This is a genomic window from Pectobacterium versatile (assembly GCF_020166435.1).
GTDB lineage: Bacteria > Pseudomonadota > Gammaproteobacteria > Enterobacterales > Enterobacteriaceae > Pectobacterium > Pectobacterium versatile.
Genome location: NZ_JAINZP010000006.1, coordinates 136,790 through 153,549 on the forward strand (window position 1 = coordinate 136,790; position 16,760 = coordinate 153,549).

16 protein-coding genes are annotated in these 16,760 nt (G+C 49.1%); 14 read left to right on the forward strand and 2 right to left on the reverse strand.

All coding sequences use genetic code 11. The annotated features are described in order from the left end of the window. Positions 1-54 precede the first annotated feature (54 nt). The 14 genes from K7X24_RS09695 (at position 55) to K7X24_RS09760 (ending at position 14,525) form a co-directional block, all read left to right on the forward strand. Positions 55-1,056, forward strand: a complete 1,002-nt coding sequence (locus tag K7X24_RS09695; protein ID WP_010299393.1) for a GlxA family transcriptional regulator — start codon at positions 55-57, stop codon at positions 1,054-1,056. A gap of 96 nt (positions 1,057-1,152) precedes the next feature. Then, complete coding sequence (locus K7X24_RS09700; RefSeq protein ID WP_103971774.1) at positions 1,153-2,898, forward strand: alkaline phosphatase; 1,746 nt, start codon at positions 1,153-1,155, stop codon at positions 2,896-2,898. 12 nt (positions 2,899-2,910) lie between these two features. Then, a complete protein-coding gene (locus K7X24_RS09705; RefSeq protein WP_010299388.1) occupies positions 2,911-3,390 on the forward strand; it encodes a hypothetical protein in 480 nt (159 codons plus the stop codon). A gap of 8 nt (positions 3,391-3,398) precedes the next feature. Next, the gene (locus tag K7X24_RS09710; RefSeq protein ID WP_224554562.1) at positions 3,399-4,091 is read left to right on the forward strand and encodes an ABC transporter ATP-binding protein; all 693 of its coding nucleotides are present in this window, start codon (positions 3,399-3,401) and stop codon (positions 4,089-4,091) included. Beyond that, complete coding sequence (locus tag K7X24_RS09715; protein ID WP_224554564.1) at positions 4,088-5,479, forward strand: FtsX-like permease family protein; 1,392 nt, start codon at positions 4,088-4,090, stop codon at positions 5,477-5,479. Before K7X24_RS09710 ends, K7X24_RS09715 begins: the two co-directional genes overlap by 4 nt. Positions 5,480-6,673: 1,194 nt before the next feature. Further along, positions 6,674-7,366, forward strand: a complete 693-nt coding sequence (locus tag K7X24_RS09720; RefSeq protein WP_224554566.1) for a helix-turn-helix transcriptional regulator — start codon at positions 6,674-6,676, stop codon at positions 7,364-7,366. 660 nt (positions 7,367-8,026) lie between these two features. Beyond that, complete coding sequence (locus K7X24_RS09725) at positions 8,027-9,538, forward strand: carbapenam-3-carboxylate synthase domain-containing protein (RefSeq protein ID WP_224554568.1); 1,512 nt, start codon at positions 8,027-8,029, stop codon at positions 9,536-9,538. Positions 9,539-9,540: 2 nt separating this feature from the next. Then, entirely contained in the window at positions 9,541-10,293 is a 753-nt protein-coding gene (locus K7X24_RS09730; RefSeq protein ID WP_224554569.1) for an enoyl-CoA hydratase/isomerase family protein, read from the forward strand. 13 nt (positions 10,294-10,306) lie between these two features. Continuing rightward, positions 10,307-11,128: a TauD/TfdA dioxygenase family protein gene (locus K7X24_RS09735; RefSeq protein WP_224554572.1), complete on the forward strand. Its 822-nt coding sequence runs from the start codon at positions 10,307-10,309 to the stop codon at positions 11,126-11,128. Between the two features lie 54 nt (positions 11,129-11,182). After that, positions 11,183-12,313 carry a proline dehydrogenase family protein gene (locus K7X24_RS09740; protein WP_224554573.1) on the forward strand — a complete coding sequence of 377 codons (1,131 nt, stop codon included), beginning with the start codon at positions 11,183-11,185 and terminating at the stop codon, positions 12,311-12,313. Then, positions 12,313-12,585, forward strand: coding sequence for a 2Fe-2S iron-sulfur cluster-binding protein (locus tag K7X24_RS09745; RefSeq protein ID WP_224554575.1), 273 nt, complete (start codon positions 12,313-12,315; stop codon positions 12,583-12,585). The genes K7X24_RS09740 and K7X24_RS09745 overlap by 1 nt, the downstream gene beginning before the upstream one ends. Then, positions 12,582-13,451 (forward strand): SUMF1/EgtB/PvdO family nonheme iron enzyme, encoded by an 870-nt coding sequence (locus tag K7X24_RS09750; protein ID WP_224554577.1) that lies wholly within the window; start codon positions 12,582-12,584, stop codon positions 13,449-13,451. The genes K7X24_RS09745 and K7X24_RS09750 overlap by 4 nt, the downstream gene beginning before the upstream one ends. Then, the gene (locus tag K7X24_RS09755) at positions 13,441-13,974 is read left to right on the forward strand and encodes a carbapenem self-resistance protein CarG family protein (protein ID WP_224554579.1); all 534 of its coding nucleotides are present in this window, start codon (positions 13,441-13,443) and stop codon (positions 13,972-13,974) included. The genes K7X24_RS09750 and K7X24_RS09755 overlap by 11 nt, the downstream gene beginning before the upstream one ends. Further along, entirely contained in the window at positions 13,971-14,525 is a 555-nt protein-coding gene (locus tag K7X24_RS09760) for a carbapenem biosynthesis protein CpmH (protein WP_224554581.1), read from the forward strand. Before K7X24_RS09755 ends, K7X24_RS09760 begins: the two co-directional genes overlap by 4 nt. An 89-nt stretch (positions 14,526-14,614) precedes the next feature. On the opposite strand, the gene kduI is transcribed toward K7X24_RS09760, so the two are convergent. Then, positions 14,615-15,451, reverse strand: coding sequence for a 5-dehydro-4-deoxy-D-glucuronate isomerase (kduI, locus tag K7X24_RS09765; protein ID WP_039541681.1), 837 nt, complete (start codon positions 15,449-15,451; stop codon positions 14,615-14,617). 12 nt (positions 15,452-15,463) lie between these two features. Beyond that, the gene (gene kdgT, locus K7X24_RS09770; RefSeq protein ID WP_224554583.1) at positions 15,464-16,420 is read right to left on the reverse strand and encodes a 2-keto-3-deoxygluconate transporter; all 957 of its coding nucleotides are present in this window, start codon (positions 16,418-16,420) and stop codon (positions 15,464-15,466) included. Between the last annotated feature and the right edge of the window lie 340 nt (positions 16,421-16,760).

A 16,760-nucleotide genomic window follows, 5' to 3' on the forward strand; every position in this document is an offset into this window, starting at 1 on the left:
AAATGACATGTTTAGATAGAATTGGGCCATCAAGATTCAAACAGGGTCTAACCGATGTCCTCCATACGTGTTGCGGTGCTCGCCTTCAATGGTGTAAGCCTGTTCCATCTCTCCGTGCCTGGGCTGGTATTCGGAACCGTTAAAACCGCGCAGAATGAACCTCAATACGAGGTCAGCTACTGCGCTGAGGTACCTGGCATGATAGAGAGCGACCAGGGCATTGCTATAGCCGTTCTGCACGGGCTTGAGCTCATGCGGGAATCTGATGTCATCGTCATTCCGGCCTGGGGCGATCCTGCGGTTGTGGCATCAACACAACTAGTGGAGGTGCTTCAACTCGCCCATGCCCAAGGCAAGCTGATTGTGGGTTTATGTTTAGGTGCGTTTGTGCTCGGCGATGCCGGTTTACTTGATGAGAGAGAGGCGACTACGCACTGGATCGCGCGCGATATTTTTGCACAACGATTCCCGAAGGCTCGTTTTCGGCCCGAAGTGCTATACGCCAGTACCGACAACATCATGACCTCTGCGGGAACCCTGGCAGCGATTGACTGTTGTTTGCATTTAGTGATGCAGCGGTACGGCGCTGAAACGGCAAATCGCACCGCAAAGCTCTTGGTGACCCCTCCGCATCGGCAGGGGGGGCAAGCACAATATGTTGAACACTCTGTCCCCCGGCTTGCTACCGAGGCCCATCTGTCTGATGTGTTGACATGGGCGAGACAGAATCTGGCCAGCGAGCTTTCACTTGATCTTCTGGCTGAAAGGGCAAAGATGAGCAGGCGAACGTTTACTCGACGGTTCCGCGAATCCACTGGCAGTACGGTAACCAAATGGCTAAATGCTGAGCGAGTTGTCAGAGCGCAAGAGCTATTGGAAACGACTGATTTGCCTATTGAATGTATCGCGGGTGAAGCCGGTTTTGGAACCTCCTTATCTTTAAGGCAACAATTTAGCGCTCAGTTAGGCACGTTGCCCTCTGACTATCGGCGGATGTTCTTTCGTAAAATGAATCCAAATGTGGAGACGAAAGGCCTTGAACGTTCTGCCAAGTAAGTCGTCTGTGCCGTCTATTTATGGTGAAATTCATCAAACTGTAAAAAAAGGTAACTACGTTATGTCCTGCTAAATGACGCAACCAAGGACATAACAATGAAAGCTCGCTGGTTACTGCCTTTACTGATTTCTGCTGCTTTACCGGGGATGGTGCAGGCTCAGGCTATTTATCCCATTGACCGTGCCACCATGCTGGCAGGCGGAAAATTCGATTTTAAAGTCGAGTTTGATGAAGTACTTAAGCCAGAAGATATCCGTATTCTGATCAACGGCAAGGATTACCAGCAGGTGCTGGGCAAAACGGCCTCGTTTGTTGAGCGTGAAGATGGCGGCAACGCGTCCACGATCTGGCTGCGCGACGTGAACTTGCCGGAAGCAGGCAAGTATGTGGTAGAGGCGGAAGCCAAAGGTAAAAAGACGCAGGTGAACTGGGAGGTTTATTCGGCGTCTGGTACGCGTAAAGCCAAAAACGTGATTCTGTTTATCGGCGATGGCCTGTCCGTTGCGCACCGTACTGGCGCGCGCATCCTGTCCAAAGGGGTGACGGAAGGGAAAGCGGACGGTCGTCTGGCGATTGATGACCTGCAATATATGGCGTTTGCCGGTACGTCCAGTACCGACTCTATCGCGGCCGACAGCGCCAACACCATGAGCGCCTACATGACCGGTCACAAATCCGGTGTGAACGCACTGGGTGTGTACGTCAGCCGTAGCAAAAATTCACTGGAACACCCGAAGCAGGAAACGCTGGGTGAGCTGCTGACCCGTTCTACCAAGATGTCTGTCGGCGTAGTCAGCGATGCTGAACTTCAGGACGCCACGCCAGCGGCAGTTGTCTCTCATACCCGCCGTCGCGCGGATAAAGCCGAAATCGTCGAGATGTTCTACAACGTGCAGCCTACCGTCATGCTGGGCGGCGGTTCTGCTTACTTCCTGCCGAAAAGCACGCCGGGCTCGAAGCGTAAAGACGAAACCAACTACGTTGAGAAATTCCAGCAGGCGGGTTATTCACTGGTTACTGACGCAGATTCACTGAAGAAAAACGCGGCACAGGCTACCAAGCTGCTGGGGCTGTTCCACACCGGCAACATGGATGGCGTGATAGATCGTCGTTTCCTGAAAAACGATGTCGCCAAGAAATTCCCGAACCAGCCTGACCTGACGGACATGACGCAGGCGGCGCTGGATGTGCTGTCCAAAAACCAAGACGGCTTCTTCCTGATGGTGGAATCTGCACTGATCGACAAAGCGTCTCACCCGTTGGATTGGGAACGCGCTTTCACTAACACCATCATGCTGGATCAGTCTGTCGCGATCGCCAAGAAATTCGCCGAGAAAAACCCGGATACGATGATTATCGTGACGGGCGACCATACGCATGGTCTGTCTATCATCGGAACCATTGATGACAACAAGCCTGGCACCGAGATGCGTGAGAAGGTCGGCGTGTATGAAGATGCGGGCTACCCGAACTATAAGGATGCCAACAAAGACGGCTATCCGGATGATCTGAACGTTTCTAAACGTCTGGCCGTGTTCTTCAACAACTTCCCTGACTATTACGAGACGTTCCGTCCGAAGCTGGATGGCCAGTTCGTTCCTGCTATCAAGAACGAAAAAGATGAATACGTTGCCAACAAAGCCTACGAGAAAGTGCAGGGTGCGGTATTCCGCGAAGGGATTCTGCCACGTTCTTCCGATACGGGCGTTCATGCCGTTGACGACATGGTGATTCAGGCGAGCGGCCCAGGCGCAGAGCGTATCCGTGGTTACATGGAAAACACCGATCTGTTCCGGGTGATTGTTGATGCACTGGCGGTGAAACCGCAGGACAAAAAGTAATCCTACGACGCTATGAATAATGCGAAATGCAGCAAAGCGGGGGCAACCCCGCTTTTATTCTCTTGGTTGCGTGCGGTGCTGGTGCTCCTCCTCCTTGGTGGCATCACCCCAGTAAACGCCGCGCAGTCTGAACTCTCCTTCGATAAGCTGTACGCCTCTTACGGCGTGCTGGGTCTGGAATTCTCCAATGACGTCAAAGCGCTCTCCGGTAAACGGGTCAAGATGCGCGGCTTTATGGCACCGCCGCTCAAAGCGGAGTCACAATTCTTTGTATTAACCAAAATGCCGATGGCGCTGTGCCCCTTCTGTTCGTCTGATGCGGACTGGCCTGAAGATATCCTCGTCGTTTACCTTGCCAAACGTCAGACCTTCGTACAGAACAACACCATGATTGAGGTGGAAGGTGTGCTGGAACACGGATCGTGGACCGACCCTGAAACGGGTTTTGTCAGCCTGCTGCGACTGCGTGAAGCCACGTTCGATACCCTTTAGGAGCGCTGATGGCTGAGTTATTGATTCAACACCTGAGTGTGACCTTCCCCGATACGTCCGAGGCGGTGCTGGATATTCCCGCGCTGTCTATTCGTTCTGGCGAGCGAGTCGCGGTGATGGGGCCTTCTGGCTCCGGTAAGACCACGCTGGTGAATGCCATCACCGGGATGGATCACAGCGGAACGGGCTGTGTGCAGTGGGAAAAGCAGGATATCTGGCAGATGAACGAAGCGGAACGCGACCGCTGGCGGGCACAACACATCGGGTTGGTGATGCAGGATTTCCATCTTTTCCCCGGCCTGAGTGCGATAGAGAACGTCTTACTGCCCGCGCAGTTTCACCACTGGCGGATCCCCGCGGCGCTCAGGCAACGGGCGGCAGATCTGCTGGCGCAGGTCGGGCTGGATACCGCGAACCGTCCGATTGAAGTGCTATCACGCGGCGAGAAGCAGCGGGTGGCCGTCGCGCGAGCCTTGCTCAGCAAACCAGACATCATCGTCGCCGATGAGCCGACGGCCAGTCTGGACGCGCAGAGCGGTGAGCAGATTGCCGATCTGCTGGTGACGCTGGCGCGTGATAGCCGGGCGACGCTTATCGCCATTACGCACGATGCGCGTCTGGCATCGCAGATGTCGCGCCGTATTCAACTGGAAAAAGGACGCCTTGTGGCGGACACGCCGTATCAGGAGGATCGCGCATGATTCCTTGGCGTCTTATCTGGGTCGACTGGCGTCGGCTCTGGCCGGGAGTGCTGGTCGTGGTGTTGCTGATCGCGACGGCGACAGCGTTAAGTATTTCGGTGAGTTTGCAGGAAAGGGCGCTGCGCATGGGCAGCGCCAAAGCGGCTGACCGTTTCGATCTAGTGATCGGCGCGCCGGGGAGTGAAACCCAACTGGTGCTGTCGTCCGTGTTCCTACAACCGTCGGCGCTGACGCTGATTCCTGCGCAGGTGTTGACCGATCTGGAGAAGAACCCGCTGGTCGCCTGGGCGGCACCGGTCGCGTTTGGTGATTTCTATCAGGGGATGCCGATTGTCGGCACCACGCCGCCGCTGGTCACGGATAACGGTAAGCGACCACTTACCGCCGGACGTGTGTTCAACGACGGTTTTGAAGCCGTGGTGGGGGCGCAAACGGGGCTGACGGTTGGGAGTACATTTAGCCCAATTCATGGTCAGGTGGGTACGGAAGGGGCGCACGCGCACGATGACGTCACCTACACCGTAGTCGGTGTTTTTCCTGCTGACGGCAGCGCGTGGGATAAAGCGATTCTGGTACCGGTGAACGCGGTGTGGCGAGTACACGGCATCCATCCACCGCATGGTGCGGACGATGATCACGACCACAATGAGCATGAGGGAGAACATGATCATGAGGGTGAACATGGCGGCCATACGCATGATGAAACCGCGCATGCCGATGAGCATCACAACGAGTCGCATCCAGCGGAAGGTGCGGAAAGTGATGATCATCATGCTACTGTCGCTCAGCCAGTAACGGTTCCACACGATGACGAGTACGGCGAAGCAGAAGCCCACGGGCACGCGCATCAGGCTGGTTTGCCCGCGATTGTCGTTAAACCGAAAACGATCGCTGGCGCTTATCAACTGCGTTCGTTGTATCGCAGCAACACGACGCTGGCGGTGTTTCCCAGCGAAGTGCTGGTGAAGCTTTACTCGATGCTGGGCGATATTCGTGAACTGCTGACTTATATCTCGCTGGGTACGCAGGGGTTAGTCGGTGTTGCGGTGGCGATGGTGGCGGTTATCCATCTGCGGCAGCGGCAGAAACAGATTGGCGCACTCCGTGCCTTTGGCGCGCCGCGCTACGGCATTTTCACGCTGATTTGGAGCGGGTTGATGTCGCTGGTGAGCGTCGGCGTGCTGCTGGGCGTCGGGCTGGGTTATCTTGCTGCCCGTGCGATTGCGGTGGTCATGAGCGAGAAAAGCGGCTTCGTCCTGCCAGTGACGCTGGAATGGGAGGATATCCACTTCGTCCTGCTCCTGTTGCTGGTTGCCGCCGTGGTTCTCACCATCCCCGCGATGCTGTCTTACCGCCAATCTCCTGCTACGGCGCTGCGTGGCGAGTAACGTACGGCGAAATGCGGCGGGCTAAATCGTTAAGCTAAGCCGTCTGGGTATCGGGCGTGTCGTTTCTGCGTCCGATGCTTTCGTCCTTGCCTTATTACTGAGCGCCCGCTGGTTTCCTTTATGGAGGAATAGAAAGAGTCTGAGACGCGTGGCGTATCTCGAGGTATTTGGTCTAGCCTCTTTGAAAGATAAACGCTAACGTTTGGTAAAAATTCGAATTGCGTAGGGTATAAGTGAAATTTTGGTCTGCAATACTTACTCAGTTATATAAAGTTGGATTTGCTGCTTCGGTATATCAATTGCACTAGCCACATTTTCAAAAAGACGAATCTGTCGCGCCGAACCTTGAACTCATACGCTATTGGTTGTGGAGTACGCCACAATTACATACTGAGTATTCGTGTCAATGGTCATGCGGGCGTCTGCAGTTGCTACGCGATTACCTCCGTTTCCACATAGACTGGTGGCCCAGAAACATAAAATGCCCCTGTCTGCCGATTAAAACGTAATGAAAAATGTGTCTCATAAAGGCCTGAAGACTTAAAATAAGCAACCAGTGATCGAAGGAGGTATAGGCTAAATAACTTCGCACATTGATACTTCACTTCTCTCATCGCGCGAGGCCAGTGCTGACGGGGTGCAACTTCCTGCAAGTATAGCGTTATTATGCAAAATCATTTAGGGGGAACTCGATTTATCACAAAAAATATTGTAAATAAATTTGAATAATTCCAGGGAATTTATTTTTTTAAAATAAATCAAAAATAAATCAAGAAAAATTCAAGGAGTGTAATTGAATTAAAAAAAATCCCAATCTATAGTCCTCCGGTTGTAGCTTAAGATTTAGTGAATGCTGATACAGCACCGATTTTTCATTGATTATCAATGAAGTAGTGGTGATTGAGCTTAAAAATCATAAAGCGGTTCATTATGTAAGTGCCAAAATGAAAGGAAAATGAAGATACACCACGAAAATATAATTAATTTATCGTGTAAATTATTGACTCTTTTAATAAGAAGAGAGTATCACTATGAGTGATAATTTTCGCATTATTTACAATGGCTGTGACGCCTGTTTGAATAATGTTCAATACTACTTGGGTGGAAAATTCGAGGCATTATGTAATGGTTATCTTTTTATTTAAAAGAATAGCCATTATCAGAAATGTTTGATCGATAAGATAAGAGGAGAATATGGATAACGAAATCTATTCATTTATAAGAAAGAGGCTAAAGGAGGTTGGAGATGTATGGTTTTCTTATTCCATGGTGAGAAAATTTTCTGCCGATCAACCTTATATTATATCTAATTATCCGGAGTCGTGGATTAATGAGTATCGAAGAAAAAAAATGTTTCTGGACGACCCCGTGATTGTTGCTTCATTGTCGCGCATTGCACCATTTTCTTGGGATGATAATGATCTTGTTACGTTAAGATCTAAGAATCCGGATGTCTTTATTTCTTCCGTACAGCACGATATAAACTCAGGCTATACTTTTGTCTTGCACGATTGTGATAATAATATGGCGACCCTGAGTATCGCTAATCATTTGGAAGAGGCAAGTTTTGAAAAATGTATGAAGAATCATGAAAATAATTTGCAGATGCTGCTAATGAACGTGCATGAAAAAGTTATGGCCTACCAGCGTGCTATCAAAGATCAATCCAAGTCACCTGATAATCCAAAAAATGCTTTACTCTCCCCGCGAGAAACTGAAGTACTTTTCTTGGTTAGTAGTGGACGAACTTACAAAGAAATCTCCCGTATATTAGGTATTAGTGAAGTCACCGTTAAATTCCATATTAACAATTCAGTCCGAAAGTTGGGCGTTATTAATTCCCGCCATGCTATAGCTAAAGCTCTTGAGTTAAACCTTTTTCGGTAACACCTCCAATTAGTTGAGGCTGATGCATAATGTTCGTTTTTGAGGCTTCTCTCATGGCCAGCATTGATGTTCATTGCCCCGTTTTCAGTCTGCTTTGGTTTACCGCTGTGACCGGCCATGGCAGATTTCGCTGCTGTAGCTGCCACCGAGTGTTTCTGCTTACAAAACCTGTAAGCCAGGTGTCAAAGAGCGGATAACTCAAAGAGTTTTAAACGATGTACGGTACCGCAAGGACGCTGAAAATTGTGCATTAACACCATCATTCGCAATTTAAAAAACTCGTGCCACGATGAATAGCGACCTTATCTGGTCGCTGACGCTTATCTGCCTTTCACATTCGATTGCGTTGCATGAAAAAGTCATTGGAGCCTTCATTAAAAAATATATTCTCTACATATTGGAATAATTACCTATTTTTCATTCTCTCTGTGAATCCATGATGATAAAACACGTAGGTGTCCACTAATGTTAATTTTTTTATCATATCTTCGGTATGTGATAGTTACCTATCTAAAAGGATAGTATCTCCCTATCTAAAGGAAATTGAACAGCCTAATCTTTTATGTGGTTAATATTTTTATTTATCTTGCTTATTGTATGTGATGACTTTTAAAAATAATTTCTTCCCATGTATTTATTAGGCTAAAGAGTATTACTATTATGAGTAATAATTTCTGCATTGTTTATAATGGCTGTGACGCAGATATAAATAATATTCAACACTACTTCGATGGAAAAGGCGAAGCATTATGTAATGGTTATCTTTTTTTTGAACAAAATAGCGATTATCAGAAATGTGAGATAGAAAAAGGATCGGCCTATCTGCTCGGTACGTTGTACAACCGGGCGTTTCTGGCAGGGCTGGCTGGGATGTGGGAAGGTGGGGCTTATCTAGCCAATGATGCCGAGCTGTTGGCGTTACTGTTTACCCGTTTGGGAGAAAACGCACTCGTACTGGCTGAGGGGAACTTCTGCTTTTTTATTGACGAACCGGGAGGTGGGCTTACGGTGATCACCGAGTCTCGCGGTTTCTCACCCATTCATGTCGTGCAGGCGAAGAAAACGTGGATTACTAACAGCCTGAAGCTGGTTACTGCGGCAGAAGGCGAAGATGCATTGTTGTTCGAAAGTGAAGCATTGGTGTGCCAGTCACTGATGCGGGCGGATAATTACACGCCAGTGAAAAATGCACAGCGCCTGAAACCGGGTGCGATGCATGTGTTTACACATGATAGCGAAGGTTATTCTTTCGTCGAGAGTCGCACACTCACCACACCTGCTGGCAATAAACTATTAGCTTTGCCGCGCGAACCGCTGTTGACGTTAATTGAACGTTACCTGACTGCACCACTTGGGGATATGGCGCAGCGCTTTGATACGGTCGGTATTCCACTTTCTGGCGGGCTGGATTCAAGTCTGGTTACAGCACTCGCTAGCCGCCATTTCAAACAGTTGAATACGTATTCGATTGGTACGGAATTCAGTAATGAGTTTGAGTTTTCTCAGCAGGTTGCCGAGGTGCTCGGCACGCATCATCAGGTGCGAATTCTTTCCGAAGCTGATGTCATTAACGGCATTATCGAGTCCATCTATTACAACGAAATATTTGATGGTTTATCTGCTGAAATCCAGTCGGGATTGTTCAATGTGTATCGTCAGGCTGAGGGACAGGTATCTTGCATGCTTACTGGCTACGGTTCCGATTTGCTATTTGGCGGCATACTGAAACCGGGAGCGCATTATGATAATCCTAATCAACTCCTTGCTGAGCAAGTATACCGCACGCGTTGGACGGGGGAATTCTCTACTCAAGGGGCTTCCCACTACGGCATCGATGTTCGTCACCCGTTTTGGACCAGCGCTTTAATTACGCTGTGCCATTCTCTAAACCCCGCATACAAGATTTACGATAACGAGGTCAAAAACATCCTGCGTGAATATGCCGATTCGCTCCAATTGCTGCCTAAAGACATCGTCTGGCGCAAGAAAATCGGTATTCACGAAGGTTCTTCTGTTAATCAGGCATTCGCTAATGTACTCGGCTCAAGGGTTGATAATTACCAGACCAAAAGCTGCTTTACCTACCGTGTCTATCAAGCTTTCCTACGCGGACGACTCTCTATTAATGATGTCACCTCATATCAGCTTAAAAAATTGATCAATAAGGATTAATTATGATTTTGGAAGAAAATTCCGATGGAATTCTAATTATTACGTTGAATCATCCGAACAAACATAATCCTTTTAGTCGCTCGTTGGAGAACAGCGTGAAAGACGCATTGGCTCGTGCCAATGCTGACGACAGCGTATATGCCATCGTGGTGTACGGCGGTGCAGACCGCTCATTTTCCGCTGGTGGGGATTTCAACGAGGTGAAGCAGCTGTCACGTAGCGAAGACATTGAAGAATGGATTGATCGTGTTATCGATTTGTATCAGGCCGTACTGAGTGTAAATAAGCCCACTTTTGCTGCGGTGGATGGCTATGCGATAGGTATGGGGTTTCAGTTTGCCCTGATGTTCGACCAGCGACTGATGGCGTCGAGGGCCAGTTTCGCCATGCCGGAACTCCAGCATGGTATCGGGTGTTCAGTTGGCGCCGCAATTTTGGGATTCACCCACGGATTCAACACGATGCAGGAAATTATTTATCAGTGCCAATCACTTGATTCCACACGCTGTATGGATTACCGGCTGGTTAATCAGGTGGTGGATAGCACGGCGCTGTTGGATGTGGCGATTACACAGGCGCATGTCATTGCTGGTTATCCGGTATCTGCATTTATTAATACCAAACGAGCGGTCAACAAGCCGTTCATTCATCTGCTGGAACACACCCGTTACGTTTCCAAGGCTGTTCATAAGGCTGCGTTCCAGACACGCGACGCCCAGGAACATTTCAAAAACGTTCTTGGCAATAAATATTAAGGATAAGAAGGAAATGAGCGAAATAGTGAGATTCAATCCGATTATGGCGTCCGGTTTTGGTGCGTATATCGATCATCGAGATTTTCTGGAAGCTAAAACAGAAACGATTAAAAATCTGCTCATGCGTCAGGGGTTTGTCGTTGTTAAAAACCTCGACATTGATGGCGACACATTCCGCGATATCTACTCGGCCTACGGTAAGATCGTGGAATATGCGGATGAAAAGATCGGCGTAGGCTTCGGCTATCGCGATACGTTGAAGCTGGAAGGGGAAAAAGGAAAGATCGTAACCGGTCGCGGCCAACTGCCTTTCCATGCTGACGGCGGCCTGCTGCTGTCACAGGTGGATCAGGTTTTCCTCTACGCTGCCGAGATAAAAAACGTCAAATTCCGTGGTGCTACCACCGTATGTGACCATGTCTTGGCCTGTCAGGAAATGCCTGCCCACTTGCTGCGCGTACTGGAAGAAGAGACATTCGAGGTTCGTGTGCTGGAGCGAGGCTATTACGTGGATGTCTCACCGGATGGCTGGTTTAAAGTACCGGTCTTCACCGATCTGGGATGGGTCAGAAAGATGCTGATTTATTTCCCATTTGATGAAGGGCAACCGGCTAGCTGGGAACCACGAATTGTTGGTTTCACCGAACATGAAACCTGTACCTTTTTCCAAGAGCTAGGAATATTTCTAAAACAGCCACGCTACTACTACAAACACTTCTGGGAAGAGGGCGACCTGCTGATTATGGACAACCGCCGTGTTATTCATGAACGCGAAGAGTTTAACGATGACGACATCATACGCCGTTTATATCGTGGACAAACCGCTGAGAGCTAACCTTCATGATTCTGGCACGGAAACGTGCCGGATTGCCACTAATCTGGAACCATCATGCCTAACGATCTTTACGCTACCTACAATCGTTACACGTCAGGGACATTGTTTTTTAAATACTGTGCGACAGCGGTCCTGACCCATAAGCTGACACGCAGACTGTCACTTTTTATACTAAAGAAATGCCTCACACGGCCGCAGGGGTGGCTTTTCTCTCTAATTAACAGCATCTACTTTGGTGGGGAAACATTGGAGGAAGCTCAGAGCACGGCAACTCTTTTGGCACGCGCAGGAATTGCCAGCGTGCTGGACTATGCCGTGGAAGGAGAAAATGATGAGGTACAGTTCGATAATGCGATGGAGAATACGCTACGCCTTATCGAGATGTCTCAACAAACGGATAGCCTGCCTTTTGTCGTGATCAAACCATCCTCATTGGGCAGTGTTGCCGTATATACCCAACAAAGCGAAGGATTAGCGCTGGATAACGCATCGGCTAGTGCTTGGTTGCGTATTGTGGCGCGTTTCTCACACCTATTCGATTATGCCCGTACTCATGGAGTGAGAGTGATGGTGGACGCTGAACAAACGGCGATTCAGCCAGCGGTAGATTGTCTGATCCTGAAAATGATGTGCAAGTTTAACTGTGATAGCGCGGTAATAACGCTGACGCTGCAATTCTATTTGAAAGATCAGCAGCGTTTCCTCGCTGAATACTATCAGCAGGCCTGTCAGGATGACTTTATGCTCGGAGTGAAAGTTGTGCGTGGTGCTTATCTGGAAGAAGAGAAAAAAGTGAACGGCGGTGAACGCTGTTTTGCGACCAAACAGGAAACGGATCGTAGTTATAACGCTGCGGTGGACTATATTGCACAACGTTTGGATCGAATCGTCCCGTTTTTTGCTACGCATAACGAAGAAAGCCTCGCAATAATTATGAAGAGCAAGCCGTTGCGTGCCGGACGTATCTGGGTAGGGCAGCTTTACGGACTGGGCGATCATATTACTTATTCGTTATTGCAAACCGGCCTTCGTGTATGCAAATACCTGCCTTATGGCCCCCTCGACAAATCGTTGCCGTATTTACTTCGACGGATTGAAGAGAACGCGGTTGCTACAGCAACATTCAAAAAAGAAAATAAACTCTTGCGGAAGGAGTTACTGCGCCGTCTGGTGGGCGGAATATAATGTCAAAATTTAACTGTCATATTCGTAATACCACCATCGATTTTACGGTGTTGGCGAATGAAAATGTGCTGAGTGCTGCTCATGAAGCTGATATCAAGCTGCCTTATCGCTGTGCTTCTGGCTATTGTGGCGTGTGCAAAATGCGTCTAACGTCTGGTCAAGTCAACATGAATCATTCTGGCGGGATTTCACGCCAGGAGATTGCCGATGGCTATATTCTGCCATGTTGCTCTGTGCCGCTTTCTCACCTCGAAATTGAGCCTATCTCATGATGTTGAAGACGTACTTTATCGTTGGGCTATGCTGCATTTTCCCCTTTTTATCCGCGCAGGGAGAGATCCTAGCCTCCGATGAGGTTGTTGTCAGAGGCGGCAATTTCTATGTGGGCTCCGTATTTGGTCCAGAAGACTATGTCGCCAATGCCAATACCTCCATCGCGCCTTTTGCCATGACGAAAACGGAAATTACCTATCAGCAGTATCATGCGCTGCAAAAATGGGCGGAAGCACACGGTTATCAGTTAAACGGTGGCTGTAATGGTGCCACCTTTGAGGATTGCTTACCACCAGAACAAGATGATGGGAAGCACCCAGTTACCAATGTTTCATGGTGGGACGCGGTGATTTTTGCCAATGCACTCAGTGAACGGCAGCGGCTGCAACCCTATTACCTCACGATCGACGGTAAGACGCTAAAAGCTGTGCCGGAGGACGATAGCATCAATCTCATACGCGAGAATCAGCAGGCTTCGGGTTATCGTTTGCCGACGCTTGCCGAGTGGCAAATGGCAGCCAGAGGCGGGGAGAAGGGATTGGCAGATGCCACGTATGGTTATCGTTATGCGGGCAGCGAAAAGCCGGGTAGTGTGGCGAACTTTCCCTCTTGCTCATCGTCGTTCGGCACGATGTCCGTGGCGTCGAAGCGCCCTAATTCACTCGGCCTTTACGACATGAGCGGCAATGTATCTGAGTGGTTAAATGAGTCCTACGTAGTGGAAGGCGGAAAAACCATGTACTACTTTTGCGGTGGAAGCTATATGGAACGGACGCATAGCCTGGCAAGCTGCGATCTGCATACGCCTGGTTTTTTTATGTCTGACATCGGCTTTCGATTGGTAAGGGCACTCGATGATAAATAAATTCATTGGATGGTTGGCGCTTTATGCCATTAGCAGCACTGCCTCTGCACTATCTTCAGTCGTGTTGAAAGATGGAATTAACCGGTTGGATCTCAATCAGGGCGGCGGGAAAGACTATGTCGTTGTCGCCCAGTTTGACAATAATACCTCGCATCCCAATCTCGGGATGACCTTCTTTGTACGACGCCCAGACGGCGGATACAGTATTATGCCAGTTGCCAACAACAATACGTTTACCTGGTTTGATTACCGGCTATCCGCGGCGGCGGATTTTCTGGTGCAGGATAATCGACTGTTCCTATCTGGAAAGCGTTACTTCCTAGTGACGGCAAGAAAGCAGGGAGAAAACGTCTTTGAGCCCACAAAAGTCATGTTAACGATTTACGACTTTAAAACATCGCTGGATGATCCAGGAGTGCCGCTGTACGAATGGTCTGAGCGGAAGAGAGTAGTGACGCAGAATACTTACCAGTCGGTTGATTGCGCTTACAAGGAAGTGAATGAGGCGGTGCTGACAAAATGAAAACGTCCTTTTTGATCGTATGCGGGTTGTTATTATCCTTTGGTGTACTGGCACAGCTCAGCGAGCAGGATTACCAGCAACGGATGCAGGATTTTTTTGATGCAGAGCCGCCGCTATGTCTGGGAGAAAAGCAGTGGCCTGCATACAGCCCTAAAGATGATGCCCCTTGGAGTAGTAGCCGCCTACACGCGCTGGTGAAGGCTGGGCTGGCATACGCCACGTCTAAAGGAACCGATACGGTATACCGTCTATCTCCCGTGGGTGAGAAGAGCTGGCGTCAGTATGGCGACCTGTGTTACGGCCGAATGCAGGTTAACAGCATTGAGAAAATCGATCGCGTAAATCAGGAACTGACGGTGGTGTACTTCACTTACCGCCTAACGCCATTGGAAAGTTGGGCGCATAATCGTTCGTTACGCTTTGCCTTTAGCGAACTGGATAATCTTGTTAGAGGAATGGAAACCACGCTCTATTCGGCCACGCTTCGTGAGACGCTGGGCGGAGCGGCCAAATTGCAAGATTACCCCGTGCCGGTAGAGCTGGATTACTGATCAGATATATTACTGATACTACAGAAAGAAACAGGGTGAACATCGTTCACCCTGCTGCATCTTACGTTATCGGTATAACGCCAGAGGGATTAGCGTAAATCCAACATCGCGATATGGTCCATATCGTCAAACGTCAGGTTTTCGCCGATCATGCCCCAAATAAAGGCATAGTTTTTGGTGCCGACGCCGGTGTGAATCGACCAGCTAGGGGAGATCACCGCCTGTTCGTTATGCATCACCAAATGACGCGTTTCATGCGGTTCACCCATCATATGGAAAACAATGGTGTCTTCCGCCATATCAAAATAGAAGTACACTTCCATTCTGCGCTCATGGGTATGCGTCGGCATGGAATTCCAGTTGCTGCCTTCCGCCAGACGCGTTAATCCCATACTCAGTTGGCAGGTTTCCACCACTTCCGGCACCAGATATTTGCAAATCGTCCGTTTGTTGCAGGTCTTGACGTCGCCCAGCGGTGCTTTGATCGCATCGTCTTGCGTAATGATACGTGTCGGGAAAACGGCATGCGCTGGTGCGCTGTTATAATACAGTTTCGCTGGCTTGGCGCTGTCCAGGCTGCTGAACGCTAAGGCTTTGGCTCCCTTTCCGACATAGAGCGCTTCCTCATTGCCAACCTCGTAGCTTGTACCGTCGATGACAATTTTTGCCGGGCCACCGATATTGATAAGCCCCAGCTCGCGACGCTCAAGAAAATAGTTCACGCCAAATTGTTTGCCGATGCCATCATCAAACGTTATCTCGCCATCCACCGGCATGATCCCGCCCACCACAATACGGTCAATGTGGCTGTAGGTCATGGTGTATTGGTTTGGCGTAAATATCTGCTCAATAAGAAATTTCTTTCTCAGCTCTGTGGTATCAAGCGTTTTCGCATGTTCACTGTGAACACTTTGTCGTACGTCCATTTTGCTACCTTCTTATGCGGTTTTAGGTGAAAAGCGTTTTGCCCATACTGCCGTAAGGATGGGTACCAGTACTGATGTCACGATCACACTGGTGGCGACTAACGCTGTTGCCTGTTGAGCGACCGGAGCGAATTCCGGAGCCATATTCGCGATCAACAGGGGAGTGGCGACGGCGGCACCGGCGCTGCTGGATGCGGCCACGCCTGCGGTGCCATTACCACCGCCGATAAATTTATCCGCCAGAATCAACGGGATGCCTGTAACAACAATCACCAACAGGCCGAGGAAGATACCTGCGAAGCCGGTCTGGAGGATCACTGATAAATTAATGGTGTTACCTAACGCAAAGGCAAAGAAAGGAATCAGCGTTTGTACTGAATTACCGAACAGCTTTCTCAAGTCCGGGTCCAGGTTGCCCAATGCAAAACCAATCAGGAAAGGCAGTACGGCACCGACGAATAACTGAGGTTCAAAGGTAGCGATACCGCTGGCACCCAGAATGACCATGGTCATCAACGGGCCGGATTCCAGAGACATCAGTACGAAGGCGCCCGCTTCTTCTTTCGAACCGTATTGGTTCATCAATGCAGCGTACAAACCACCGTTAGTCATGTCCATTGCTGCGACCAGCGCCAGTACGGAGATCCCAGCCAGCATCCCGTTTTGGATGCCGTCTCCCGGCAATAATGTGCCAGCGATCAGCGCCACAATCCAGGCGGTGGCGATTTTGGTGACCACCAGAACGCCTGATTTTCTCAGCATCGTTCCTGTTGCTTTAAATTCAATAGACGCGCCCATGCAGAAAAACCATACTGCCAGAATCGGGATTGTTCCAGTAATCAGGCCGTTACTGAAAGAACCTAAAAATTTCCCGGCTCCTGGCGTAAAGGTATTACAGAGTGCGCCCAAAAAGAGCGGCACTAGCATTAATCCCCCAGGGATTTTATCAATAGCTTGTTTGATTTTCATAAAAGACCTCATTAAAAGATAAAAGCATGTTCAGCCCGCTTTCAGTGAAAGCAGATGGAGTATTGGTATTCAGTAATAAATAGGGGGAATAAAACCCAAGGGGTTATTACCCGATTTCATTAACTAGTGAAGATGGTTGTCCCCATTATAAAATTGATAATTAATATTCTTCGTTGTTTTGATATTTATGGCCATTCCTCTATTTTTAGTTATAGGTGGCCTTCCCGTAACACTTGATTAGCGTTTACAGGTATTTATGTCGTGAAATATCCGTCATGCTGATTTTTTCATGACTGTATTCACAAATTAAAATTTACTCTGGTTATTTTCGATAAATATA